Source organism: Streptomyces sp. CNP082 (assembly GCF_059570535.1).
The window spans coordinates 93,028-119,706 of sequence record NZ_JCANSZ010000021.1 but is presented as its reverse complement, the minus strand read 5'-3'; the positions used below and the strand labels follow the sequence as shown (position 1 = coordinate 119,706).

General features: G+C 67.8%; 16 protein-coding genes. 10 read left to right on the top strand and 6 right to left on the bottom strand.

Going from position 1 to position 26,679, the window contains the following annotated elements; all coding sequences use genetic code 11:
- Nucleotides 1–346 precede the first annotated feature (346 nt).
- Nucleotides 347–1,525: an AraC family transcriptional regulator gene (locus B124_RS18605; protein WP_496504000.1), complete on the bottom strand. Its 1,179-nt coding sequence runs from the start codon at nt 1,523–1,525 to the stop codon at nt 347–349.
- Nucleotides 1,526–1,611: 86 nt separating this feature from the next.
- On the opposite strand from B124_RS18605, the gene B124_RS18600 reads away from it, so the two are divergent.
- The 8 genes from B124_RS18600 to B124_RS18565 all read left to right on the top strand — a co-directional run bounded on the left by B124_RS18600 (nt 1,612) and on the right by B124_RS18565 (nt 13,029).
- A complete protein-coding gene (locus B124_RS18600; RefSeq protein WP_496503999.1) occupies nt 1,612–2,721 on the top strand; it encodes a Gfo/Idh/MocA family protein in 1,110 nt (369 codons plus the stop codon).
- A 77-nt stretch (nt 2,722–2,798) separates the two neighbouring features.
- The gene (locus tag B124_RS18595; RefSeq protein ID WP_496503998.1) at nt 2,799–3,791 is read left to right on the top strand and encodes a branched-chain amino acid ABC transporter permease; all 993 of its coding nucleotides are present in this window, start codon (nt 2,799–2,801) and stop codon (nt 3,789–3,791) included.
- Nucleotides 3,788–4,843, top strand: a complete 1,056-nt coding sequence (locus tag B124_RS18590; RefSeq protein WP_496503997.1) for a branched-chain amino acid ABC transporter permease — start codon at nt 3,788–3,790, stop codon at nt 4,841–4,843. Before B124_RS18595 ends, B124_RS18590 begins: the two co-directional genes overlap by 4 nt.
- The gene (locus tag B124_RS18585) at nt 4,840–6,300 is read left to right on the top strand and encodes an ABC transporter substrate-binding protein (protein ID WP_496503996.1); all 1,461 of its coding nucleotides are present in this window, start codon (nt 4,840–4,842) and stop codon (nt 6,298–6,300) included. The genes B124_RS18590 and B124_RS18585 overlap by 4 nt, the downstream gene beginning before the upstream one ends.
- Nucleotides 6,301–6,311: 11 nt before the next feature.
- Nucleotides 6,312–7,100: an ABC transporter ATP-binding protein gene (locus B124_RS18580; RefSeq protein ID WP_496503995.1), complete on the top strand. Its 789-nt coding sequence runs from the start codon at nt 6,312–6,314 to the stop codon at nt 7,098–7,100.
- Entirely contained in the window at nt 7,097–7,828 is a 732-nt protein-coding gene (locus tag B124_RS18575; protein WP_496503994.1) for an ABC transporter ATP-binding protein, read from the top strand. The genes B124_RS18580 and B124_RS18575 overlap by 4 nt, the downstream gene beginning before the upstream one ends.
- Nucleotides 7,829–7,881: 53 nt before the next feature.
- Complete coding sequence (locus B124_RS18570; RefSeq protein ID WP_496503993.1) at nt 7,882–8,760, top strand: sugar phosphate isomerase/epimerase family protein; 879 nt, start codon at nt 7,882–7,884, stop codon at nt 8,758–8,760.
- A gap of 39 nt (nt 8,761–8,799) precedes the next feature.
- Nucleotides 8,800–13,029, top strand: coding sequence for a ThuA domain-containing protein (locus B124_RS18565; protein ID WP_496503992.1), 4,230 nt, complete (start codon nt 8,800–8,802; stop codon nt 13,027–13,029).
- A gap of 176 nt (nt 13,030–13,205) precedes the next feature.
- Here the strand turns inward: B124_RS18565 and B124_RS18560 are convergent, their stop codons facing one another.
- Together B124_RS18560 and B124_RS18555 are read right to left on the bottom strand one after the other, a co-directional pair.
- Nucleotides 13,206–14,285, bottom strand: a complete 1,080-nt coding sequence (locus B124_RS18560; protein WP_496503991.1) for a hypothetical protein — start codon at nt 14,283–14,285, stop codon at nt 13,206–13,208.
- A gap of 176 nt (nt 14,286–14,461) precedes the next feature.
- On the bottom strand, nt 14,462–15,400 hold the full coding sequence (locus tag B124_RS18555; RefSeq protein WP_496503990.1) for a helix-turn-helix transcriptional regulator: 939 nt from the start codon (nt 15,398–15,400) through the stop codon (nt 14,462–14,464).
- A 582-nt stretch (nt 15,401–15,982) separates the two neighbouring features.
- Here B124_RS18555 and B124_RS18550 point away from each other — a divergent pair.
- Entirely contained in the window at nt 15,983–20,812 is a 4,830-nt protein-coding gene (locus B124_RS18550; RefSeq protein ID WP_496503989.1) for a DUF7402 domain-containing protein, read from the top strand.
- Between the two features lie 217 nt (nt 20,813–21,029).
- Here the strand turns inward: B124_RS18550 and B124_RS18545 are convergent, their stop codons facing one another.
- From B124_RS18545 to B124_RS18535, 3 genes are all read right to left on the bottom strand, one after another.
- Complete coding sequence (locus B124_RS18545) at nt 21,030–24,176, bottom strand: ThuA domain-containing protein (RefSeq protein ID WP_496503988.1); 3,147 nt, start codon at nt 24,174–24,176, stop codon at nt 21,030–21,032.
- 352 nt (nt 24,177–24,528) lie between these two features.
- Entirely contained in the window at nt 24,529–25,188 is a 660-nt protein-coding gene (locus tag B124_RS18540; RefSeq protein WP_496503987.1) for a ThuA domain-containing protein, read from the bottom strand.
- A 316-nt stretch (nt 25,189–25,504) separates the two neighbouring features.
- Nucleotides 25,505–26,536: a LacI family DNA-binding transcriptional regulator gene (locus tag B124_RS18535; RefSeq protein ID WP_496503986.1), complete on the bottom strand. Its 1,032-nt coding sequence runs from the start codon at nt 26,534–26,536 to the stop codon at nt 25,505–25,507.
- Here B124_RS18535 and B124_RS18530 point away from each other — a divergent pair.
- Nucleotides 26,466–26,666: a hypothetical protein gene (locus B124_RS18530; protein ID WP_496504002.1), complete on the top strand. Its 201-nt coding sequence runs from the start codon at nt 26,466–26,468 to the stop codon at nt 26,664–26,666. The two genes, B124_RS18535 and B124_RS18530, sit on opposite strands and share 71 nt — an antisense overlap.
- Nucleotides 26,667–26,679: the final 13 nt, after the last annotated feature.

Genomic DNA, 26,679 nt, shown 5'->3' with positions numbered 1-26,679 from the left:
TGTCTCGGCAAGCACCTCGTCGACAAGATCACGATCGACGATACGAGTCAGGACCCCTACACCGATTCGATCCGTCATACGTACACCCGCGAGCGCGGTGCCACGATCGCCCTGAAGCATGGCGAGAAGATAGCAGAAGGCAGGCAGAGGAGGAACAGAAGGAAAGACCTGCCGCTTTATCCACAGAACGCACGGGAGTGTCGCTGTGGAAAAGTGGATGACGAAATGCCGAGGAGCTTAAATGAGTGGCATTGGTTCGCAGCGTGCTCTCCCCTGCCCACGGCGACTCGGGGGAGCCGGAGGGACCAAAGCCGGACGGCAACACCGCCTGATCGCTTGGGCGCGGCTACTCTCCCCAGAAGGTCTGACGTGCCACCGCTCCGTTCACGGACCGGCGGTACTGGCCCGGCGACTTGCCGGTGTGCTTCTTGAACACGACGCTCATGTACTCGGAGTGGCTGAAGTCGAGTCGTTGGGCGATTTGCTGGAGCGTCCAGTCCGTCGAGGAGAGCAGTTCGGCGACGTGCGCCACCCGGACGCGCACGATCTCGCCGTGGACCGTCCGGCCCAGGCTCTTGAGGAACCGGTGGTCGAGCGCGCGCCGGGAGAGCCCGATGTGCCGGAGTACGGCGGTGACCGCGAGACTCTGGTCCGAGCGGTCGCGGATGAACCGCAGGGCCTCGGCGACGAGGGGATCCTCCACGGCGAGGATGTCCGAGGACCGGCGGGCGACGAGCCGGGTCGGTTCGATCAGGCGCAGGCCCGGTTCAAGGGTGTGGCCCTGCATGACGTGGTCCAGGAGTTCGGCGGCGAGATATCCCGTCCGCGTCGTGTCCGGCTCGATGCTCGACAGCGGTGGCGTGGTGAGGTTGCCGATGAGCTCGTCGTTGTCGACGCCGATCACGGCAACCGAGTCGGGCACCGCCAGCTCGGCGGTCTTGCAGGCTTCCAGAACCTCCTGGCCGGCGATGTCGTAGCAGGCGAAGACGCCCACCGGTTTGGGGAGGTCCGTAAGCCACTCCGCGAGCAACTCGCGGTCGGCTGCGCGCATCCCCGAGGGCTTCATCCGGAACTCCCGGGGGACGGAGCCGCGTTCGCGTACATGGTCCGCGAACCAGGCACCGCGCTTGAGCGACCAGCCGAACCGTTCGTCGCCGCAGTAGGCGAAGTGCCGCAGGCCGCGTTCCTCGAAGTGCTGGAGGGCCCACCGCGCGATGGTGGCGTCGTCGGTCTCGACGCCGGGCAGTTCGGGTACGAGCCGCGCCGCGCTGAGGTCGACCGTGGGGAGGCCGAGCCGGCGGATGAACGAGGCGGTCTCGGCGCTCTCGATGCGGGCCAGTACGCCGTGGCCGTGCCAGTCTTCGAGCCACGAGAAGTCGGTCTCGTGCCGGCTGTGTTCCGCGAGGTACATCGACCAGCCCGGGTGCGCTTCGACGTACTTCTTCACACCCACCAGTACACCGCGGGCGTAGGCGTTCGAGGTTTCGACCAGCAGCGCGACGTGGCGTGTTCTGCGGACGGGCATGTAAAAATTCTAAGGCACCCTGCGAGATAACGCATGGCTTGGTCTCCGCGGCCCTCCGTAATCTACACGGCCATGGGAGGTCAACGATGACGCAGAAGGTACGGGTGGCGATTGCCGGACTCGGATTCGGTGCCGAGTTCATCCCCATCTATCAGGCGCATCCCGACGCCGAGTTGGTGGCGGTCTGCCAGCGCACTGAGAACGCGCTTTCCGAGGTCGCCGATCACTTCGGCGTCACGGGCCGGTACACCAGCTTTGACGCGATGCTGCAGAATCCCGCGATCGACGCCGTCCACATCAACACCCCGATTCCGAACCACGCCGAGCACACCGTCTCGGCCCTGCGCGCCGGGAAGCACGTCGCCTGCACGGTGCCGATGGCCACGACACTCGACGAGTGCCGGGAGATCGTCGCCGCGGTCCGGGAGTCGGGCCGGAAGTACATGATGATGGAGACGGTCGTCTACTCCCGCGAGTTCTTGCACGTCCGCGATCTCGTGGAGAACGGCACGATAGGCCGGGTTCAGTTCCTGCGCGGCGCCCACTACCAGGAAATGGCGGGCTGGCCCGGGTACTGGGAGGGCCTGCCGCCCATGCACTATGCGACCCATGCGGTGAGTCCCGTGCTGAGCCTCGCCGGTGCGCTGGCGGAGAGCGTCGTGTGTATCGGTTCCGGCCGGATATCCTCGCATCTCGCCCGCAAGTACGACTCGCCTTTCGCAGTGGAAAGCGCCCTCATCACCCTCCGCGGCTCGCCCGTCGGTGCCGAGATCGCGCGCTCGCTTTTCGAGACGGCGCACGAGTACGTCGAGAGCTTCACGGTGTTCGGAAACCGGGCGAGCTTCGAATGGGAACACACTCGGGGCGCCGGGCACGTGCTGCACACCGGAGAGGTCCCGAAGACGATTGAGATCCCGGACTTCGCGCACCGGCTGCCGCCTGAGATCGCTCCGTTCACGACCCGTGGCGTCTACGACGACGAGAACGAGCACCTCTCGTTCGTCCAGGGCGGCGGCCACGGCGGCTCGCATCCGCATCTGGCCCACGAGTTCATCAGGTGCATCGTCGAGGGCCGGTCGTCCGCGATCGACGAGGTCACCGCGGCGAACTGGACGTCGGTGGGCATCTGCGCGCACGCGTCGGCCATGAACGGGGGAGCGCAGGTGCAGCTCCCCGACTACGCGGGATCGCCGTGAACGCGAGCCTGGGGGGTGGGCCGGCGGACTCTGCGGCACGCTGGCGCGCGGCCCTGAGAAGGACTCCCCTCTGGGGCGTGGCCCTGGCCGTCACCGCCCTTGCCGCGTGGGTGGCGTTCCTCGCCGACGACACCCCGGCCGGGCCGGCGACGGAGGACCCGGGCCAGTTCCTCGTCACGGTGCTCGACGCGGTCACGTTCGCCGGGCTGCTGTTCGTCGCGGCGTCCGGCTTCACCCTGATCTTCGGGCTGATGCGCACGGTGAACATGGCGCACGGCTCGCTGTTCCTGCTGGCCGCCTATATCGCCATCCGGGTGCAGGAGTCGATGGTCGGCCGGTCCCGCAACATCGAGCCGGGACAGGTCGGCGTGCTGGACTGGCTGGTGCCGATGCTGGCCGGCGCCGGCGTCGCGGCCGTGGCCGGCCTGGTGATCCAGCAGCTCTTCCTGCAGTGGAACGAGGGCCAGGAACTGCGGCAGGCGCTGATGACGCTGGCCCTCACGGTCGTCCTGGCCGACCAGATGCTGCGTGAGTTCGGCGGACTGGCCCAGACGATGGTCTGGCCCGGCGCGGTCACGCACTTCTTCTCCATCGAGGGCGAGCGCTACCCCGCCACCCGGCTGGTCATCCTCGGCGTGGCCGCGCTGGTCGGCGTGCTGCTGTGGCTCTGGCTCACCAGGACGGGCACGGGGATGGTGATCCGGGCCGGCGTGGACGACCGCGAGATGGTGCGCGGGCTCGGCATCAACATCAAGCTGGTCTTCGCGGTCACGTTCTTCGTCGGATCGTTCCTGGCCGGGGTGGGCGGTGTACTCGGGGCCTCCTTCGCCGGAGCCGCGCCCGGCACCGACGGCAACTGGCTGCTGAACTCGCTCGTCGTCGTCATCATCGGCGGCCTCGGCTCGCTCCGGGGCGCCGCGGCCGGCTCGCTGCTGTACGGCACCGTCGTCGCGTTCTCGCCCGCCTACCTGCCGAGCGAGTACTCCTACTACGCGATCATCATGACCTTCGTCCTGCTGGCGCTGGTCCTGGCGATCCGGCCCTACGGACTGTTCGGGAGACCGGCATGACCCCGCGCGATCTGCTGACCCGGAGCAACCTCCTCGGGACCGCCGTGGTCGTCGTCCTGCTGCTGCTGCCCAGTCTGGCGACGGCGTACTTCGTCAACTTCGTCATGACGCAGACGTTCGTCCTGGGCCTGGCGGCGGCGGCCATCGTGTTCCTCGCCAAGTACGGGGGCATGACCTCGCTCGCCCAGCTTCTGCTGTTCGGCGTCGCCGGCTTCATGTACGGCAACGCGGCCCAGGAGACCGGGGCCCGCGGCCTCAACCTAGGCTGGCATCCCTGGGCGGCGGTCGCCTTCGCCCTCGTGGTCACCACCGCGGCCGCGTTCGTCCTCGGCGCACTCGCGAGCCGCTCCACGGGGCTCTACTTCCTGATGCTCACGATGGTCTACGCCGTCGTCGGCTACTACGTGTTCGCCCAGATCGTTGAGATCTCCGGGCCCGGCGGCCTCACCAGCATCCAGCGGCCGGACCTGCTGGGCCCGCCGGTGCGGCTGTACTACGCGGGCCTGGGGCTATCGGTGCTGGCGTACCTCGGCTTCCGGGCGGTCGGGCGGACCGCGTTCGGGCTGGCGCTGCAGGGCGTCCGCGACGATCCGGTCCGGATGGGGTCGCTGGGGTTCAACGCGCCGTTGCACCGGGCGCTGGCCTTCACCCTGGCCGGGTTCACGGCCGGGGCGGCCGGCCTGCTGAACGTGTGGTGGAACGGCCAGATCGATCCCGCGTCGATCGCGATCGGCCCCACCCTGATCCTGCTGATCATCGCGGTGATCGGCGGCATTTCGTCCTTCGAGGGTGCCTGGCTGGGTGCCTTCGTCTACGTACTGATCTTCACCTACCTGCGTGATCTGCCGCTGATCGACCGGATCGGCATCACGGAGGCGCGGTTCAACACCGTGATCGGGGTGATCGTCCTGGTGATCATGATGCTCTCGCCCGAAGGGCTGACCGGGATCGCCAGGCGGCTGCGCCGCCGCCTCCGCCCGCCCACCCCGTCCGCCGGCCAACCGCTGCCCGTTCGCACGACCGAGAAGGAACTGGGAGTCACACGACCATGAGCAGACTCAGCCGCCCGGCGGCACTGACACTCTCCATGGCGGCGAGCCTGGCACTGCTGGCCGCGGGATGCAGCGGGGACGGCGGCTCCTCCGGGCTGCCCGCGGACCAGGAGTCGGCGCAGTTCTCCGCGAAGGGCGACGGCGTCCGGCTGGGGATCCTGGGCCAGTGCGAGGGCCCGTTCGGCGGATTCCACGAGGACGTGGTCGCGGGCACGACGCTCGCCTTCGCCCGGTATGCCGGCGCGAGCCCGAACTCGTCCACCACCGCGCTCGACGGCTTCAACGACGCGGAGGTCGCGGGCACCCCGATCGAACTCGTCGGCATCGGCTGCGGCGACGACACCGCCGACCGCATCCTCCAGGAGGTGCGCCGCCTGGTGGAGAAGCAGGGGGCCAACGTCATCATCGGCCCGCTCTCCGGCGACGAGGGCATCGCCATCGCCGAGTACGCGAAGAGCAAGCCCGATCTCACGGTGCTCGCGGGCATCTCCGGCTCGCAGGAGCAGACCCTGCAGGTCCAGGCGCCGAACTACTTTCGGTTCTACGGCGACGGCGCGATCTGGAACGCCGGCCTCGGCGACCTGCTCTACCACAAGAAGGGCTGGCGCAAGGTCGCGGTCATCGCCGACGACTACAGCTTCGGCCACACCTCGGCGGCGGGCTTCGTCGCCGACTTCTGCGGCGTCGGCGGCGAGGTCACCCACCGGGTGTTCCCGCCTCTGGGCACCACCGACTACTCCTCCTACATCGCGCAGCTGCCGGACCCCGACGAGGTGGACGGCTACTTCTGGGCCGTGGGCGGCACCGGCACGCAGGCGGCGCTGGAGGCGTTCGTCAACGCCAAAGGCGACCTGACCGGCGAACAGCACGCGGGCAACTTCTTCTTCAACCCGGACCTCGCCCGGGCGCTCGGCACCGACATCGCCGACGCGCACATCGGCGGCTTCGCCACCCTGCCGGGCGACATCAAGACCCCTGAGATCAAGGAGTACCTGGCCGCCGCCGACGAGACCTGGGAGACCATCCCGGGATCGCTGAGCGGCAACGAGCCCGCCCCGCCGTCGACCGCCGCCGCCTTCGGGTTCTTCTACGGGTACTACACGGCCGGCGTGGCGCTGGTCGAGGGGCTCAAGGCGGTCGACGGTGACATCTCCGACCCCAAGGCGTTCCAGAAGGCCGTCGGCAGCCTCACCCTCGACCTGCCGCACGGCGACATCAGCCTGGACCAGAACCGCAGCGGCATCGTCGACGTCGGGCTCTCCCGCCTCGCCGTCGACGACTCCGGCGAGGTCGTACAGGAGAGCGTGGCCATCGTCCCCGGCGTCGACCAGACCTTCGGCGGCACGTTCAGCCCGGACACCCCGTCCCCCGGCCGGGACTTCCCCAAGTGCCAGGAGCGGGACCTGCCCTGGGAGGGCAAGGCCATCCCCGTCGTCGACGGCGTTCTGCAGCGATAGGAGGTCAGGTCATGGCCCACACCCCTGCGGCGCCGTCCGGGTCCGCCGGCCCGGCGCCCGTCGTCCAGGTCCGCGCGGTCACGGTGGCGTTCGGCGGCCTGCTCGCCCTGCGCGGAATCGACCTCGCCCTCGCGCGGGGCGAGCGGCTGGCGGTCCTCGGGCCGAACGGAGCCGGCAAGACCACGCTGTTCAACGTGATTGCCGGCGATGTCACCCCGACCAGCGGCTCCGTCGTCATCAAGGGCGTCGAGTGCGTCCACCGGCCGTCGCGCTACCGGCCGCGCCTCGGCGTCGCCAGGACGTACCAGAAGGCGCGGGCCCTGGCCGGCCTCACGGTGCGCGAGAACATCTGTCTCGCACTCGCCGGGCTGCGGGGCCGGCACCGGGCGCTGTGGCGCTCGTCCGCCGACCGGCGGATGAGCGACGAGGCCGCCGACGTGGCGGACCGGGTGTGGCTGTCCGGGCAGCTCGACGCCGCGGCCGGGGAGCTGTCCCACGGGCAGCAGCGCCAGCTGGAACTCGGCATGGCGATCGCCACGAGGCCGGACGTGATGCTGCTCGACGAGCCGGCGTCCGGCCTGTCGCGCGGCGAGCGCGAGCGGCTCGTCGAGCTGCTGGAGTCGTTCGGCGAGGAGCTGACCCTGCTGCTTATCGAGCATGACATGGACGTGGCATTCCGTATCGCCCAGCGGGTGGTGGTGATGGCCGACGGCGAGCAGGTCAGGGCAGGCACCCCGGAGGAGGTCCGCGGCGATCCCCGGGTCCACCGGATCTACCTCGGTACGGAGGTGCCGGCATGAACGACGCACCCCTCCTGGAGGTCCGCGGGCTGCGCTCCGGCTACGGCGCCTCCGTCGTCTTGGAGGACCTCGACTTCAGCATGGGCGTCGAGGCGGTCGCGATCGTCGGCCGCAACGGCATGGGCAAGACCACGCTCTGCGACACCCTGGTCGGGTTCCTGCCGCCGACGCGCGGGGAGATCCGGCTGCGCGGTGCGCAGCTCGAGGGCCGGACGCCGGAGAAGATCGCTGGCGCCGGCATCGCCTACGTCCCGCAGGGCCGGCGGCTGTTCCCGTCCCTCACCGTCGACGAGCACCTGGCCATGCTGGCCCGCAGGGCGCGCGCCAAGCGGTGGACGCCCGAGGCGGTCTACGAACTGTTCCCGCGGCTGGCCGAGCGCAAGAAGCACGGCGGTGCCGCGCTGTCGGGCGGCGAGCAGCAGATGCTCGCCGTCGGACGGGCACTGCTGCTCAACGCGCACCTGATCGTCATGGACGAGCCCTCCGAGGGGCTGGCCCCGACCATCGTCGACGTCCTCGTCGACGTCGTGCACCGCCTGGTCGCGGAGGGGGTGGCCGTACTCGTCGTCGAGCAGAACCTGCACGCCGCGGTCCGGATGGCCGGGCGCCAGCTCGTCATGGTGTCCGGCCGGCTGGAGGCCGAGTTCACGGGCGGCGAACTGCTCAGCCGGCCGGACCTGCAGAGCAGGTACCTCGGCGTCGGCGGCGCCGACCGGGCGCCGCAGTAAGACGTCCGCCCCGCACCGCACGGTGGACGAAGGGAAACGCGATGGGAGGACCGATGGAGGCGACGAGGACGTTCGGGGTCAACACCTGGGTGTGGACCTCGCCCCTGACCGACGGGCGGCTTGCAGAGCTGGCGCCCCGCATCCGGGAGTGGGGCTTCGACGTGATCGAACTCCCGGTGGAGAACGTCGGCGACTGGGACCCCGGCAGGACGGCGAAGCTGCTCGACTCGCTCGGCTTGTCGGCCACCGTCGTGGTGGCGATGGGATTGGGGCGCGAGCTGGTGGCGGCCGACCGGGCAACGGTGACCCGCACGCAGTACTTCCTGCGGCAGGCGGTCGACGTGGCGGCCGAGGTGTCCTCGCCGGTGGTCGCGGGGCCGGTCTACGCGTCCGTGGGACGGACCTGGCGGATGGCCGACGCGGAGCGCCGCACCTGCTACGAGCAACTGCGGGACAACCTCGCTCCCGTGGTGGAGCACGCGCAGAGCGCCGGCCTCACCGTCGCGGTCGAACCTCTCAACCGCTACGAGACGAGCGTGGTCAACACCGTCGGCCAGACGCTCGACGCGCTGGCCGGCCTGCCGCCCGAGGGCTGCGGGGTCGCCCTGGACGTCTACCACATGAACATCGAGGAGCAGGACATCCCGGCGGCCGTCCGGCAGGCCGGGGACCGGATCGCGCACGTCCAGGTCTGCGGGAACGACCGCGGCGCTCCGGGCGCGGACCACCTCGCCTGGCCGGGAATCCTCACGGCCCTCGACGAGGCCGGTTACGGGGGGCCGCTGGTGATCGAGTCGTTCACCGGGGACAACGAGACGATCGCGACGGCCGCCTCGATCTGGCGGCCCCTGGCACCGAGCCAGGACACGATCGCCGTCGACGGGCTGTCCTTCCTCACCGCGATGTCCTCCGGGCACCCCCGAACCCCCTGATTTCCGTAGTCCCATCCGCAACGACGCACGGAGAGGGCAATGCGACAACGCCAGAGATTCACCCTGTTCACCGTGGTGGTGGCGGTCCTGGTCTCGTTCCTCCCGGGAATGGCCACCGCCGCCGCGCAGGACGCCGAGGCAGAATACGACGTCCTGTTCTTCCATAAGACGACTGGTTTCCGGCACGACTCGATCCCGTCCGCTCTCGCGGCCGTCGAACAGCTCGGCCAGGAGAACGGTTTCACGGTGACCGAGACGCAGGACGCCGCGGTCTTCACCGACGAAGGGCTGGCGCAGTACGAGGCCATCGCCTTCTTCACCGACGGCGAGAACACCCTCAACACCGACCAGCGGCACGCGTTCGAGCGCTACATCCAGCGCGGCGGCGGGTTCGTCGGGCTGCACTCGACGTCGAACACGGACAAGACGGACTGGGCCTGGTGGTCCGATCTCATGGGCGGCGCGTTCTTCAAGAGCCACCCCGCCGGCGCGGACCAGTTCCAGGAGGCGACCGTACGGATAGAGGACTCCACACATCCGTCGACGGCCGGGCTGCCGGCCGAGTGGGTCCGTACGGACGAGTGGTACAACTTCACCGCCAACCCGCGTGCGAAGGTCCACGTCCTGGCCACGCTGGATGAGTCGACGTACAACCCGGGACCGGACGCCATGGGTGACGACCACCCGATCGCCTGGTGCTCCGACTTCGACGGCGGCCGGACCTGGTACACCGCGCTGGGCCACAGCCCGGAGCACTACGACGAGCCGCAGCTGCGCCAGCACATCCTCGGCGGCATCCAGTGGGCCGCCGGCGCCGCCGAAGGCGACTGCGGCGAGCCGCGCGAAGGACCTCCCACGGAGGCGTCCTTCGAGAAGGTCGCGCTGGACGACAACACCGCCAACCCGATGGAACTGGCCGTCGCCCCGGACGGGCGCGTCTTCTACGTCGAGCTGGCCGGCACGGTGAAGATCTACGACCCCGAGACCAGCGCCGTGAAGACCGCCGCGCAGATACCGGTCCACCGCGGCAACGAGAACGGGTTGCTGGGCATCGCCCTCGATCCCGACTTCGAGACGAACAACTGGGTCTATCTCTTCTACAGCGCTCCATCGCCCGAGGTGCAGCACGTCTCCAGATTCACCGTCGACGGCGACACCCTGGACATGGAGTCCGAGAAGGTCCTCCTGGAGTTCACGCACCAGCGGGAGGTGTGCTGCCACTCCGCCGGCTCGATGCGGTTCGGCCCCGACGGCAACCTCTTCATCTCCACCGGCGACGACACCGCGCACTTCGCCTCGGACGGCTTCGCCCCGATCGACGGGCGCGTCCACGACGAGCACACCAGCGAGGACGCCAAGCACTCCTACGACGCGCGACGCACCTCCGGCAACACCAACGACCTGCGCGGCAAGATCCTTCGGATCACACCCCAGGACGACGGCACCTACACGATCCCGGAGGGCAACCTGTTCCCGCCGGGCACCGAGAAGACCCGGCCCGAGATCTACACGATGGGCCACCGCAACCCGTTCCGTATCGCCGTCGACGACGAGACCGGCTGGGTCTACGCCGGCGAGGTCGGCCCCGACGCCGGCGCCGACAACCCCGACCGCGGCCCGCGCGGCTACGACGAGTGGAACCAGATCCGCGAGCCGGGCAACTACGGCTGGCCGTACTGCATCGCTGACAGCCAGGCGTACCGCGAGTGGGACTTCGCGACAAGCACCCCGGGAGAGCCCTTCGACTGCGAGAACGGCCCGGCCAACACGTCCCCGTTCAACACCGGCCTGGAGACCGTCCCGCCGGCCAAGGACGCGTTCATCCACTACCCGTACGGACCGTCGCCGCAGTTCCCGGAGATTCCCGACGGCGGCGGACGCTCCGCGTACGCCGGCGACGTGTACCACTACGACCCCGAACTGCTGGGTGACGGGCAGTTTCCGGAGTACTACGACGACGCCGTCTTCGTCATGGAATGGTCGCGCAAATGGATCGGCGCGCTCCGGCTGGACGAGAACGGGAACTACAAGAGCTTCGAGCAGTTCATGCCGGACACCCTCTTCCGCAGCCCGCACGACATGGAGTTCGGGCCGGACGGGGCGATGTACCTGATCGAGTGGGGCATGGACTTCAACTACGGGGGAGGGGGCGTCAACCCCGACTCCGGCCTCTACAAGATCAACTACACTAAGGGTGCCCGGACACCGATCGCGAAGGCCGCGGTCGACAAGGACTCCGGACCCGCTCCGCTGGACGTCACGTTCTCCAGCGAGGGCAGCAACGACCCGGACGGCGACGAGCTGACGTACGCGTGGGACTTCGGCGACGGTACGACGTCGGACGAGACCAACCCGGCCCACACCTACGCCGAGCCCGGCCAGTACACCGCGCGGCTCACGGTCACCGACCCGTCGGGGCGCTCCGGCACCTCCAACGTCACGGTCACCGCGGGGAACACCCGACCAGAGGTGACCATCGCGCTGCCACACCACGGCCAGGTCTTCGAATGGGGTGATGAGATCCCCTTCGCCGTCTCGGTGGCGGACGCCGAGGACGGCACGGGCGACGCGATCGACTGCGGGCGCGTGACCGTACAACAGGGCCTTTACCACGATGAGGGCGGCAATGCCCACGTCCATCCCGGACAGTCGCAGAACGGCTGCGAGGGCGTGCTCACCACCCAGTCCGACGCGGAGCACGGAGAGGCCGCGGACATCGCGCTGACGGTGACGGCCACCTACACCGACCTGGGAGGCGAGGCCGGCGCACCGGAACTGACCGGCGGCAAGACGCACTTCCTGCAGCAGAAGCGAAAGGAGGTCGAGCACTTCGGCGACGCCTCGAACGTCGGCGTCGGCGCGGCGAACGACGAGGAGACCGGCGGCGGTGAGGCGATCACCGGCCAGAACGGCTCGTGGGCGTCGTACGACCCCTACAACCTCGACGGCGTCGGCGAGATGACTCTCCGCGCGGCGGCAGCCGATGACGCCACGGTCGAGGTGCGGCGCGGCGCGCCCGACGGCGAACTCCTGGGCACCGCGCAGATCGAGGGAAGCGTCGAGGTGCCGCGCACGGGCGGCCCGGAGGGCTTCGGCAACGCCGTCCAACTGGGCGGCACGAGCCAGTTGGAGTCCGCCGAACTACCCCAGGGTGTCGTCGAGGGCGTCGAGGACTTCACCGTCTCCGCGTGGGTGAACTGGTCCGGCGGCCAGACCTGGGCCCGGGTCTTCGACTTCGGCTCCGGCACCGGAAACTACATGTTCCTCACCCCGAGCGCCGGCGGCACCGGCAACCTGCGGTACGCGATCACCACCGGCTCCGGCGAGCAGCAGATCAACGGCTCGCAGCCGCTGCCCACCGACGGGTGGCAGCACGTTGCGGTCACCTTGTCCGGCACGAAGGGAACGCTTTATCTGAACGGCGAGCCGATCGGGACGAACGACAACATGACGTTGAACCCGGCGGACCTGGGCCCCACGGAGCAGAACTGGATCGGCGACTCGCAGTGGGAGGCGGACCCGCTTCTCCACGGCGGTGTCGACGATTTCAACATCTTCGACCGGGCCCTGACGCAGAACGAGGTGCAGTCGCTGACCGCCAAGCCCGGCGGCGACGTCGGCGGCGGCAACGTCGCCTGGTACAAGTTCGACGAGGACGGCGGCACCACGGCCGTCGACTCCTCCGCACAGGGCAACGACGCGAGCATCCTTCTCGCCGAGGACGCCGCGCCCTGGCAGAACGTGACGCTGGATCTGAAGCCCGCGACGGGTACGTTCCCGCTGCACCTCGTCTTCCCGGACAGCAAAGTCCGGGTGAACTGGTTGGAGCTGACCCCGGGGACGGCGGCGACGTCGTACGAGCGTGTGGTGGCACAGCACAGCGGTAAGGTGATGGACGTCCAGAACCCGAACACCAGCGATGGTGCCACGGTCGGTCAGTGGACGTGGAACGGCAACCCCTGGCAGCAGTGGGAGTTCCGTGACGCCGGTGAGGGCTATGTGAACATCGTCAGCCGGCACAGCGGCAAGTGTCTCGACGTGCTCCAGGAGTCGCATGCGAACGGTGCCGACGTCATCCAGTGGGTCTGCCACGGCGGCGCCAACCAGGAATGGGAGCTCATAGAGGTCGGCGACGCGATACAGCTCCGGGCACGGCACAGCGGAAAGTGCGCGGACGTCGAGGACGAGTCCACCGCTGACGGTGCCAGGGTTCAGCAGTGGACCTGCCACGGCCGCGGGCACCAGCTCTGGCAGCGCCAACCCGTCTAATCCCGGCAACCCCCGGCACCGGTCACCCGCATCGCGCGGGTGACCGGTGTTCGGTGGTACGGGCGCGGCGTCTGGCGGCGGCGGGAGAAGGTCTCGTGCCTCGGCGTCGATTGCACCGGACCCGGACCTGTCGCCGCCGGTCAGTACGCGGGACGAGGCTCGGATCCAAGGCGGCGTCAATCGACGGTGACAGGGCTCAGGGTGAACCCGTCGTTGGGCTTGCCGGCGAGGAGGTCGGCCAGTCCGCCGCTGAGCGCGTACGTCGTGCCGTCGGGTCCCGCGGTCACGTCGCTGGTGACGGGGTCCTCGACGGTGTCGGTGCCGCTCACCGTGGCCTCCGCCCAGCCCTTTCGGGGGTCCACGTGCTGGATCTCGGCGGGTGCGCCGGACAGCAGACCGCTGCTGACGGCCGTGATCGAGCCGTCCTCCAAGAGCCGCATCCCGGCCGTGGGGGACGCCAGCGGGGCGGAGAGTTCTACCGGCTGTGCCTCTTCGGGGTGGTGGACGGGCACCCGTACGAGGGAGCCGTCGGCCATGGCGATGACCAGCTGGTCCCCCTCCACCCACTCCACCGCTGCCATCCCCACGTCCTGCAGGAAGTCGGGAATGTCCAGCTCGCCCTGCAGCAGGTCGTTCTGCAGGAGGACCGAGGCGTCGCCGTCCGGGGCGACGCGGAACACCGTCGGGGTCAGCTGGTCGACGGCGTAGACCGTACCGTCGGGGGCTACCGTCAGGTCGGCGATCAGGTGTTTCCTGCCGTCGTTGGTGATCGCGGTCAGGTCCGTGCACCAGTCCTGTTTCCCGGTCTTCAGGTCGTAGCTGCCCACACCGGCGATGCGGAAGGGGGCGTCCGGGCGGGAGCGGTCGGCAAGGCCGTAGTCCACGTTGCTGACCAGGAGGCGGTCTCGTTCGCGGTCGACGTGGACGGCCTGGGCGGATACCAATTCCGGGTCGTCGATGTGGGTGCGGACCCGTCCGTCCGGACCGAAGGCGAAGACCTTGCCCTGGCTCAGCGAGCCGGCGAAGAACGTGTGCGACTTCGCGTCGTAGTCCAGCGAGTGCGGGAACACGTTCGAGCCGTCGGCCTTGATGACGTCGGCCGCCTCGTGCTCGCTCTGCCGGCTCTGCTCGGTCCGGGGCCGCTCGGGGCCGGTATCGGCGTGGGAGTCGTTGGCGGCGCACGACGTTCCGGTGACCGCGGTGGCGACAAGTGCGGCGCTTGCGAGGGCGATCCTCAGCTTCGTCTTCTTCTTCATTGTCCTTGTTCCTCGGAAGGGTTGGGCCTGCGGGCATGCGACCGTCGCAGGGCAGGCGGGGGCAGAGGGGGTGGCGTTGACGGGGCGGCGGGAAGACGCGCGTGACGAGGCCGCGCGGGTGGCCCCGGGCGATGTCCGGCAGTGGTGCGGTGCGCGGGCCTGGCGGGTCGGCCGGGTCAGGAGTGCAGAGGATCGACGCGTACGGGTACGTCGGCGGCGGGGTGGGCGGTGGCCGGCGTGTCCGCGGCGGGCTGGAGGGTCTGGTTGAGCAACTGCAGTGCCGCCTGGGCGGCGGAGCCGGGCGCCGCCGTCGTCACCACCACCCTGATGCCCTGCGCCCGGGGCACCGGGAGCGAGTGCTGCAGTACGTCCAGTTCCCCGACCGTCGGATGGCGCATCCGGTACTCGGCCATGCCCCATGCGCGCACGCGGTGTTCGGCCCACAGCTTGGCGAACTGCGGGCTGCCCATGGTCAACTCGCCTATGAGGGAGGCCAGCTGGGGATCGTCCGGATCCTCACCGACCGCCTGCCGCAGTTTGCCCACCACGTCCCGTGCCTTCCTGGGCCAGTCCACGTACAGGTCCCGCGTGTGGTCGTCCAGGAACACCAGCCGGGCGGTGTTGGGCCGCGTGGCCGCTCGGCGGGGGCTGTCCAGGGGCAGGTGCCCGGCGAACAGCGCATGCCCGGCGCGGTTCCACATCAGGACGTCCGAGCGCCGGCCGACGACGACCACGGGTGAGTCCCCGAAGGCGTCCACCAGTTGGCGCACCGCCGCGGTGACCCGCTCGGCGGGGCGGCGGCGGCTCTGCCGGCTCTGCCGGGCCTCGCCGGACAGGGTGTGCAGGTGGCGCCGCTCCGTGTCGTCCAGGCGCAGCGCCGTGGCCAGCGCGTCGAGGACCTGCGGCGAGGCGTTCAGCGACAAACCCTGCTCCAGCCGGATGTAGTAGGCCACGCTGACACCGGCCAGCCGGGCCAACTCCTCGCGCCGCAGCCCCGGCACCCGCCGCAGGTCCCCGTAGTCCGGCAACCCCACGTCGGCCGGCTTCAACTGCGCCCGGCGCGTGGACAGGAACTCACCGAGGAGGGACTTGCCGTGGTGGCTGGTGGCGGTCATGGGTCCGAGTATGGTCAGGCTCGCCGCAACCAGCCTGCCCCTGCGAGTAGCAGACACGAAGCGGTCGCGCCCCACCACTCGGCGGGGCTCGGTCCACGGTCCGTGCGCATCAGATCTGAGATCTCCACTGGCAGCCTGAGGTTGTTGCGCTCCGCTCACCGTGATCACGAGGCAGTGCGCGGCGAGCGCGTCGGCGCGGTGGCAAGTCCCGTTGTCTAGGACGACACCGTCGGCGCAGATCGGTGTGTATCACAAACACGAAGGGGCCGCGGAGGGTCGGAGCTCTGTCGAGCTGACCGGCAGCATCAGCGGGTGAGCTGGGCAGACCCCATGTGGTGACGCTCTGTCGACCTGGCCGATGCTCGTCTGCGGGATCCCTTGTCACGAGCAGATGGATCTGCTCTACTGTCCGGCACTCTTGAATGTATGCGAAACATCCTAGGATCCGCGGATCTGGCCATGTGGGCAGGAGACGCTTCGATCCCGCGACTTGAGGGACGACCGTGCGGGTGGACGGGCTGAAGGACTGAGCGGCGGGGGCATCAGTCAACTCGACAAGTGCAAGGACGTAGCATGAAGAGATTGCGCAAGATCCAGTGCGGCGTCGTCGCGTACGCGATCGCGCTCGCCATTGCGATCGGCGGCGTACTCGCAGGGCCTCAAGCCGATGCGGCTCAAACCGGTGGAACGGCACCGTACTTGAACCAGTGGGCGGTCTCCGGTCCCTACACCGATCCGGTGGTCAAGGAGTCTTCCCCACCGGTGGTCCCCGCCCTTGGCACGTCTCTCAAGGCCCCGGGCAGCAACGAGACGTCGACTTGGCAGTACTTCGACGATCGCGTCTTCAACCGGAACTACGACGACTACAACGATCTGATGGGCTACTTCGACGTCAAGCAGGGGCAGGCCACGGCCGGCAAGTGGGTGATGGCCGCGAGCTACGTCTACAGTCCGACCGCGCAGGACGTTCAGTGGCAGGTCGGCGGCTCGGGCGTGTACCGGTTGTTCGCGAACGACGCTCAGGTCGGCCAGCAGGACAGTGTCGCGAACAGGGTCGACAAGAACGGCAAGAAGTACCCCATTCAGTTGCAGGAGGGCTGGAACAAGCTTCTGATCGAGATTCAGCACAAGAACACCAGCAAGAGCAAGAACTTTCTCGGCTTCTACGCGAGACTCTGTGACGGTGCCGGCGACCTCGTCCCCGACCTGACGCACTCCGTGGCGGGACCGAATGTGTCCGGCAACCAGCTCTCTGTCGCCACAACGGGCCTCAGTGTTGATCAGGAAGCGTTCGAGAAGCGCAACGCGAACGTGCCGGCGAACGACTATCCTTCCAACACTCTGCCGTACGCCTACGACGAGAACCCCTATGTCGGAATGGTCGCGACGATCGACGGCAAGCGGAACACGTCGAGCATCGCCCCGCAGGCTGCTCCGTTCACCTTCCAGGCCGCCGGTGGGACTCCCGGGTATGAGTGGGACCTCGCCGATGGCCAACTGCCGCCCGGGCTCACACTGGCGGCCGACGGTCATATCGAAGGCACGGTATCGGACGGTGCGCATGGCGAGAAGCAGAAGGACTACGCCTTCACCGTGCAGGTGACCGACGCGCAGGGCGCCTCCGCGAAGAAGCAGTACACGATCACGGTCAAGAGAAACCCGGTCGACTGGTTCGTCGACGGGAAGATGTCGGCCCTGTCCCACACCACAGGGACCATGCCGAACCTGTACGACCCGAATTACAACTACGACGAATGGGCCCAGAAGGCCAAGGAAATGGGCGTGACGATGCTCTCGACAGAGAGCATCCAGAACACCATCTACTACTGGCCGTCGCCGAACGCGAACCTGACCCCGAGCGACAGCAACAAGCTGTACAAGTACAACGCGCTGTACAAGGCCGATGACGGCACCTGGCACGTGAAGGACCGCGTCAAGCAGGCCAAGGAGGCTGCTGAGCGTTACGGCTTGAGGTTCGGCGTCTACCTTTCCTCGTTGTACGAGGGATCTCCCATTCTGGAGAGCGACATTCAGGACCTCGTCGCGCGGTACGACCCGTGGTACGTGTTCGCCGATGGCGGTCCGGAGTCCTACTCGAACATCGACGTCGCCTGGAGTTCCGCGCGCAACTACAACGACCGGGTGCTTATCGACGCGAACCCGAACGCGCAGACCGGGGATCAGGACATCACTCTGCACGAGCGCGCGTTCTGGAACAGCGAGCCGTACCATGACGGCCATTGGCGTAACGGGATCCTGCCGCAGGGCCGGAAGGTCGCCCATGAGGAATGGAACGACCCGTACACCACGGCCCTGGATATCTGGACGCAATACGCTAAAGGGAACGAGCGGGACAACTGGGCTGAGGCGACAAAGGAGCTGATCAACCAGTACGGCCACGGCTATGTCATGAACTATGACTCCTCGGTCACCGTGACCCGTGGCATGGACAACCTGAGCAGCAACCTGGACAACACCAACATCTTCTCGATGGTGCCGATCTCCTCCCAGCAACTGTCGGACATGCGCGCTTCGATCGTGAGGTGGATGAACAACGTCGCCGGGCCCGACCTGCGCGAGTCCATGTACGGCACCACGCCGTACACCATGGACTACACGCTCAAACCCGGCTGGTACACCGACCCGCAGAAGGCCATCGCTCATGGTCAGGGCCCCGAGTGGGGCTACGCCATGGCACGCGACCAGTACGTCTACATGCACATGATCAAGAACCAGATCGACGGTGCGGCGAAGTCGGGCTTCGAAGGCCAGGACCGCATGAGCCGGATCGGTCCGTTCGACTACAAGGTCGACGCCGTGGAGTGGCTGAACAAGGGGATCTCGCTGCCGTTCACCATGGAGCGGGACGGAGCCAAGTATTACATCGACATCGACACGTCCGAAGTGACGACGGATCCCGTTGACACGATCATCAAGATCAGGACGAAGAGTCCCGTCAGGGACTACCGGATGACGAGTGTCAAGCTGTTCAGCAGCCAGCCCTCGGCAAGTACCCTGCAACTCAGGGCCGAGAGCTACATGAACGACTACGCCAACGTCTTCGCGCCTGCGAAGCTCAGCTTCGCCAGTGACAACGAGCGGGTCGCCACAGTGGGAGGCACCGGCCGGGTCAGGGCCGTCGGCGACGGGGCCGCGACCATCAAGGTGACCGCGACCTACAACGACGGTGTGAACGAACCGCAGGTCAAGACCGACACGTACCCGGTGAAGGTTCGCGATGGCGCGATTTCGGCGGCACTCCCGCTTGTCGGCGTCAACATGCTCACCGACGGATCGTCGTTCTGGGGGCAGTTCTCGACGAACAAGGACGTGCCGGTGGAGTTCAAGGGCTACACCCGTAAGGGCGGCACCGTCGATATCCTCAACGCATCGGAGGTCAAGTACCACTACGCCACCGTTGACGGCAAGCGCGACAACGCTGCCGGCAAGATAGTGGTGTCCGAGGTCCCGGCCGCAGAATCGCCGTTCGCCGTCGAAAACGGCACCATGAAGTTCACCGGCAAGGTCGCCAAGCCGACGATGTACAGCTACTGGGCGGACATCACGGTGGACGGGAAGACCTACACCTCGACCCGGAACTACGTCACGCTTATCCCCGACTTCAACGCCGCGCGGGGGATCGCACCGAAGGTGTCCACCGACAAGGAGCACGCGAGCACCTTGTCCGACGGCATCATCAATGACGCGGCGGGAGGCAATGCTGAGAAGTGGGTGGCGCCGGCCGGCGACGAATCTCCGAGCATCACCTACGACCTGCAAAAGATGCAGGAACTCACCCGCGTCAACGTCTTCTTCAACCATCGCATGCCCGATGCCGACAACGTGACCTACCACAACGTGCCGAAGAAGGTGAAGATCGAGTACAGCGAAGACGGCGTCAAGTGGACCACGGGCAACGAAACGTCGACCCTGTCCGGGCCCGGTCTGCCGACGTCGAGGGACACACAGGCAGTTCCGCAGAGTGACACGACACTGTATGCCTGGGAACAGGAGGGTCTCTACTACAACTATCCGGTGGATCCCGACCGTTCCAGCGTTCAGGCGCGGTACGTGCGGGTCTCGTTCCCCGGCGGCGGCCAGAATGGCAGCCCGGTCGACGTACTCGAGGTTCAGGCGTTCTCGCTGAGAGACCTCACCGCACTCGGCAGCATCGAACTGGCTCCGGAAGTCAGCGCGGATGGCAAGACCGCCTCGACCGACGTGGCGGGGTTCTCCTTCCTCGGCCAGCCGCTCGATCTGAACAAGGCGCATCTTACTTTCACCAGCGACGATCCCTCCGTGGCCGAAGTCGGGGCCGACGGCGTGGTATCGGCCGTAGGGAAGGGGCGTACCAGAATCAATGTGACCGCCGAGTTGGAGGGGTACCGCACAAGCGATCACTTCTACGTCGACGTGGATGCATCCGGCCAGTTGTCTCTGCCGGCGTTTCTCGACGATGTGAAACTGTCACTCGACAGCAGCACCATCAAGACGGGTGAGCCGATTGTAGGAGCGGTTGACGGAACCCTGAACACCGGAGATAAGGTAAACCCGTCGAAGGCGACAGTTTCCTACAAGTTCAGCGATGACCGTCTGGCGGTCGTGCCGGGCAGTAACACCATCGTGCTGAAGGAGCCGATCTCCGGCACATTCAAGGCGACCGTGCAAGCTGTCATGACGCTGGACGGGGTGGAGATGCAGTCGGGCGAGGAAACGATCGTCGCACGCAGCACCAACATCGCCGGTCAGGCGCAGGTGACGGTCTCCTCGGTCCGGGACCGGAACGGCGTCCCGGACGGTGGCGATCAGGACGACCGCTATGTCGGCACGAAGGCGGTCGACGGCTCCAAGTCCACGTCCTGGGCGGCGCAGAAGGCCGACCGGACTCCGTGGATCAAACTCGACTTCCCTGCTGCGGTGGAGATCGACAAGGTCAACCTGATCGATCGTGGAGGATCCGGCGACCGGATCGTGGACGGACTCCTGGAATGGGAAGGCGGCAGCAAGCGGGTCACCGGAATCCAGTGGGACGGTCAGCCGGACAATGTCGTGACGCTTGATGCGCCAGTGAAGACCAGATGGGTGAAGTTCACCATCGATCCCGATGGCACGTACGACAACCCAACCGGCGCGGAGTGCGGTCTGGCGGAGTTCGAGGTGTATGAGGCGCAGAAGGCGGCGTCCATTGTCGACTTCAAGGCCGTTTCCGCCGACACGAAGGTCGGTGTCGTGCCGACGCTGCCGGCACAGGCCGAGGCCGTCTACAGCGATGCCACGACCAAGTCCGTCGATGTGACCTGGGATTCCGTCCCGGAGGACAAGGTCGCCGACGAGGGATGGTTCACCGTGGCCGGAGTGGCCGCCGGCACATCCGTCGAGGCGCGAGCAGTCGTCACCGTGAACGACGAGTAGCCGGCCAGGTCGCAGCCGCCCCGGCAGCGAGAATCCCGCACCCCGGGGGCTTCGTGCCCTCGGGGTGCGGCGTCCTGGCGTATCGGCTCCCCGTTGGAGCCGGCGCGGTGGTGGCAGACGTGTTCGAGCTGATGAGGCGGTTGGTGCGAAGCCAAGAGCGTGGTGACATGGGAGTCGGCCGACGGCGATTCGCCGCCGGCCGACATCGCCGTGACCGTTACGTTCCGGATACGGGCTCGGATACTCCTTGGCCCTCGAAGTCGATCCAGTTGACGTTGGAACCGCCGCTGACCTGCACGAAGTACAGTGGCCCGGTCACCGTGGTCGAGGCGCCGACAGGCTGGGCGGAGAAGTTCTGGTACGTCTGCCAGCCGCCGGTGCCCGAAACCTGGATCGTCGCAACGGTCGGTCCGTTGTCAGGATCGCCGGTACGGACCTCCCACGTCGCACCGCTGGTGGGGCTTGCCGCGCGAAGCGTGATCCGATCGATGCGACTGAGGTTCATGACGTCCCACCCGAACCAGTCGCCCGGCTCGATATAGCCGACGTTCTTGCCGCCGCCCGCGACGTCACCGGTGTCCTCGATCTGGACTCCGGCGGTGCCGCCCGAGGTCGATCCCTTGAGCCGCCCGTGCTGGTCGAAGAACTCGGCCTCGGTGCGCTTGGTGTGCAGCGCCACAGTGTCCTCACCCGTGAGCGCCGAGGCACCGGCACCGCCTTGGTCGGTATACGTGGCCGTGACCACGCCGAATATGTTCTCGCCGATATGGCCCTCGTCCCCGGTGAGCACGAAGCTGCCGCTGCAGCCGTGGTACTGCTCATAGCCGTGGGAGTGTTCGTCGTGGCCGAGCCCGGGCTGGACGACCACGTTCTGGCAGTCGATCGTGCCGTCCTCCGGGTCGTTGACCTCGACCTCGTACCGGATGGTGTCGCCGAATTCGAAGAATCCACCGTCTGAGGGAAGGACCAGCTTCACCTCCGGGGCGGTGTTGCCGACTGTGATGGCGACGCTGGATACACCGGTGCGTCCGTCAGGATCCGTCACCGTCAGGCGTGCGGTGTAGTCTCCGGCGGTCTCATAGGTGTGCGTGGGAGCCACGTCCGTGCTGTCGGTGGTGCCGTCGCCGTCGAAATCCCATGCGTAGGTGAGGTTCTGTCCGTCTCGGTCGTTCGACTCCGACCCGTCGAATGCGACCGTGAGAGGGGCTGGGCCCGACGTCCTGTCCGCGGTGGCGTGGGCAGTCGGGGCCCGGTTCCCCTGGACGTAGTCGATACGGTAGATGCCCGAGTCGGCATTGTTGCCGCCGAAGCCGCTGCCCCACTCGATCACGTAGAGCGCTCCGTCGGGGCCGAACTGCAGGGCGTGCGGGCGCGTGAGATTCATCCCTGCGAAGATGCGGTTGACGTCGGTGTACGCGCGCCTGGTCCGGTCGAGTTGGACCGTGAAGAGGCGGCTGTCGTTCCAGTCGGCCCAGATTGCCTTGCCGTCGAAGTACGCCGGCCACTTGCGTTCGGATTCCAGGTCCGGGTCGTAGTGGTAGCTGCCCGAGGTCATCGGCGCACCGCTGCCGCCGATCTCGGGCACGCCGGTTGACGACTTGCCCTGCCACATCGTGGCGGGTTCGGCCGACGGCAGCTTGGTCAGTCCGGTGTTGTTCGGCGAGTCGTTCGTGGGAGCCGAGCAGTCGGACGCCGGGCCCGAGGTGTCGGTGGCGAAGTCGTAGTCCCGGTAGGCCGTGTTCGCGCCGACGCAGTACGGCCAGCCGTAGAAGCCCGGCTTGTGGACGATGTTCCACTCGACGCGTCCGTCCGGGCCGCGGTCGGGGCTCGAAGACCCGGCATCGGGGCCGTAGTCGGCGACGTACAGGCTCCCGGTCTCTTCGTCGAGTCCGATCCGGAAGGGATTGCGGAACCCCATGGCGTAGATCTCGGGCCGGGTCCGGTCGTCACGGTCGTCGAAGAGGTTGCCCGCCGGCACGGCGTAAGTGCTGTCGGGCTTGGGCCTGATCCGCAGGATCTTGCCGTTGAGGCTGTCGGTGTTGGCGGAGGTGCGCTGGGCGTCCCAGGCCGAGCGCCCCGGCCGCTCGTCGACGGGGGCGTATCCCGACGACGCGAACGGGTTGGTGTTGTCGCCGGTGGCTATGTAGAGATTGCCCTTGTGGTCGAACTCCAGCGCCCCACCCGCGTGACAACATTGCTCCCGCTGGGTGTCGACGGTCAGCACGACCTTCTCCGACGACATGTCGAGAGTGCCGCCCTTCATGGTGAACCGGCTGACGCGGTCGACGGCTTCGTCGCCCTGGGGTGAGTAGTACAGGTAGAGGTGCCCGTTGGCTGTGAAGTCGGGGTCGAGTGCGACGCCCAGGAGCCCGAACTCCTGACCGGTGTAGACGTTGAGGTGGCCGGCCGTCGACGTGCCGCCGTCGGGGGCGATGACCTTCAGATCGCCGTTGCGGTCGATGTAGACGACCTGGCCGTCGTCGGCGACGGCCAACTCCATCGGGTTCGCCGTGTTGTCGTCGAGGGTGACCTTCTCGAAGCTGTCGGTGAGCGTGGCCGCGCAGTCGGCGTCCTCGGCACCCGCCGCGGTGCGGATACCGCCCAGGAGGTGGCGCAGGAACTTCGGATCCGAGAAGGACTCCTCCGTGTGGCCCATGCCCGTGTACCAGGACCGACCGCCGTCGTACCCTTGGCACCAGGTGATCGGATGCTCGGGCCCCATGCCGCCGCCGCTGTACGTCGATTCGTCCAAGGACGCGAGCACGTGCACCTTTCCGCGCGGATTAGCGCGGTAGTTGTACCACTCGTCGAATCTGCTCCAGGCCGGTGAGAAGCCGGCGGTCGACGGGTGAGCCGGGTCCTCTACCTTGACGGTGGCGTTCTGCTGGGCCGGGTGATTCTTGAAGTAGGCACCGACCAATTCGCCGTACCACGGCCATTCGTATTCGGTGTCGGACGCGGCGTGCACGCCTGCGTATCCACCGCCGGAACGGATATAGCGCTCGAATGCGGCCTGCTGGGTCTCGTCGAGTACGTCGCCGGTCGTCGAGAGCCAGACGACGACATCGTAGCGGGCGAGGTTCTCGTCCGTGAACGCCGAGGCGTCCTCCGTGGTGTCGACGGTGAACCCGTTGTCGTCACCGAGCTTGCGGATCGCGCTGATCCCTGCCGGAATCGAGGAATGCCGGAACCCGGCCGTTTTGCTGAAGACGAGAGCGGAGAACGGATCGGCATCGGGTTGGTCGGCGTGGGCGGCGGTCGGAATACCGATGACCCCGCCGAGCGGGAACACAATCAAGAGCACCAGAATCCGCGCGAGTCTGCGGCGTATTCGTGCTCCGAGCCGGGTCGTGATGTCTGTCACCACGAGCCTCCCTGGTCAGTACCGGTGCACCCGGCCGGAATGGGCCGGACGCGCTTGTTCGGCGTGCAGCCCGCACGAGGTCCGTCCCCGGAAGCGGGAAAGGGCCCGGCGCGGAGAAGCAACGTGCCGTTGAGGACCTTCGCCGTCCTCCGGCGAGACTCCCTGCTGTTTCACTCACTTGCGTGGGCCCTCGTCGGCACGCATGGAGGGTCTCGCCCTGAGGGCGAGCAGGATGTCGCCCGGACGACAACCCGTGATGCCGGGCGCTCTTGCGGCTGTGGGCGTCTTCGGCCGGTCGGCCGCCGCCGTTGCTGCGCCGCGCGCGCCGGTGATCGGCGCTCCCGACCACGGCTCAACGGCTTGCCCACAGGAGCCCTCTTTCGGTGAGGGTGCGCACGTGCGGACTCCTGAAGTCGTCCGGGCTGTGACCGACGGTGGACACGAAGACGCGGCCCTTGCCCCATGTCCTGACCCACACCGCGGGAATACTCACCGACCGCTGGCGCGTGTCATCGGCGTCGACCGTGAGGGTGGCGAGCACGTCGTTCAAGGGGTCGTTCAGGGTCCAGTACGGCTCGGTGTCGACGTCGAACGAGCCGAGCCCGGCGATGACCGGGTGGTCGGCGTGTTCCGGGGTCAGGTGTATCCGGTGCCGGCCGGGACCCTGCGGTCGCGTGAGGAACTTCCCGCCGGTCAGGAACTGGTAGTCGAGGTCTTCTCGAAACGCGTCGACGACACCGGCGTGCCAGCCGGCAAAGCCTGTTCCCGCCCTGACTGCTGCGATCAGGCCGGCGGTCTCACCGGCGGTGATGTCACCCCTCGTCCAGCACTGCACGATCAGGTCGGTCTCCACGAGCAGGTCCTCGTCCTCGTAGACCTCCAGGGAGTCCTCGACCAGGATCCGAAACCCGTTCTCACGGAGGAACGGCATGAAGAGGTTCGTCGTCTGGACGGGAAAGCTGCCCTCCCAGCCGCCTCGCACCACCAAAGCCTGCCGATGTCTGGAGGTCATAGGGCTGTCTCCTTCCGCCCGTCCGGCCACGTGGCAGCCTCGGCCACCCGTTCCCGCGGAGCACATGCCAGCTATGCGGTAGTGACGCGAGGGTGCCCGCTCTGCAAAGTTGCGAAAAAATTATCGGCCGGGAGCAGACTCTAGGAACACGCCGCACAAGCGTCAAGGTGTCGGACACGGCTGCCCGAAAGATTCTCGGCAGGAACTGCCGGGGTGCGCCCGCAGCACGGGGCCACGATCCGCTGCAGACTGCCCGGTGACTTTCGCCAGCAGGGGAGAGCCGCGCTCTGGTCGGTCGCGGTGGGACCTGGACCGGTCAGCCGCGGTGGGCTGTGCTGTCGCGGACGACCAGGGTCGTGGCCAGTTCGACCCGGGGGCTTTCGGGCTCGTCGCCGTTCATCAGCCGGAGCAGTGTCCGCAGCGCGCTGCCGCCCATGTCCTTCAGCGGCTGGCGCACCGTCGTCAGCGCCGGGGAGACCCACCGCGCCTCGGGCAGGTCGTCGAAGCCGACGACGCTGATGTCCTCCGGCACGCGCAGCCCGGCTGCGGCCAGGGCCTCGTATCCGCCGATGGCCATGTGGTCGGAGCAGATGAACAGCGCTGTCGGCGGCTCGGGCAGCTCGCAGAGCGCCCGTACCTGCTCCGCGCCGCTGGCGCGGTCATAGGTCCCGTACCGGATCATCGCCGGATCCACGTCGATGCCCGCCGCCGCCATGGCGGAGCGGTAGCCGGCGGTGCGCGCACGCGCGTAGAGGTGATGCGGCGGCCCGGTCACCAGCGCGATACGCCGGTGCCCGCGGTCCAGGAGGTGGGTGGTCGCCTCGTAGGCGCCCGCCCAGTTCGTCGTGCCCACAGAGACGACATCGGGTGGCGGATCGCTGAGCGGATCGATGACGACGATGGGAATCTGTGCCTGCCGCAGGCGGGTGAGTTCGTCGGGGGTCGGCTCGATGAGACCCAGGACAACGCCCGCACTGCCGCGCTCCACCACACGGTCCACCCAGTCCTGGGCGCCGTGGTTGTTCGCCGAGGAGCCCGATCGGGCCGCGGAGATCACGACGTGCACCCCCGCCTCGTACGCCGCTGCTTCCAGCCCGCTCGCGACGCTCGCCGGCCACGACCCGTCGAGCCCGCTCATCACCAGGTCGAGGGCGCGCACGGCCGACGCGGACAGCGGTACACCGCGGCGCGCGTACTGGTGCTGGCGCAGCGCGGAGTCGACCTTGACGCGGGTGTTCGTCGAGACGTCGTCCCGGCCGTTCAAGACCTTGGAAACGGTGGAGATCGACACGCCGGCCGTCTCCGCGATCTGTGCAAGCGTGGGCCGCGGTGTCCTGGTTCCGGTCACAAATCCGCTCTCTGCTCTCCCGAAAATTTTCGGCATGCGTCGACTCTCTCCTCAGGAGATTACCGCGCAGTTCAGCTATGCGCCGACACCGAACCTGATTGCGGAGGGGGCCGCGCGGTCGGGATCTTGACGGCCCTCATCGT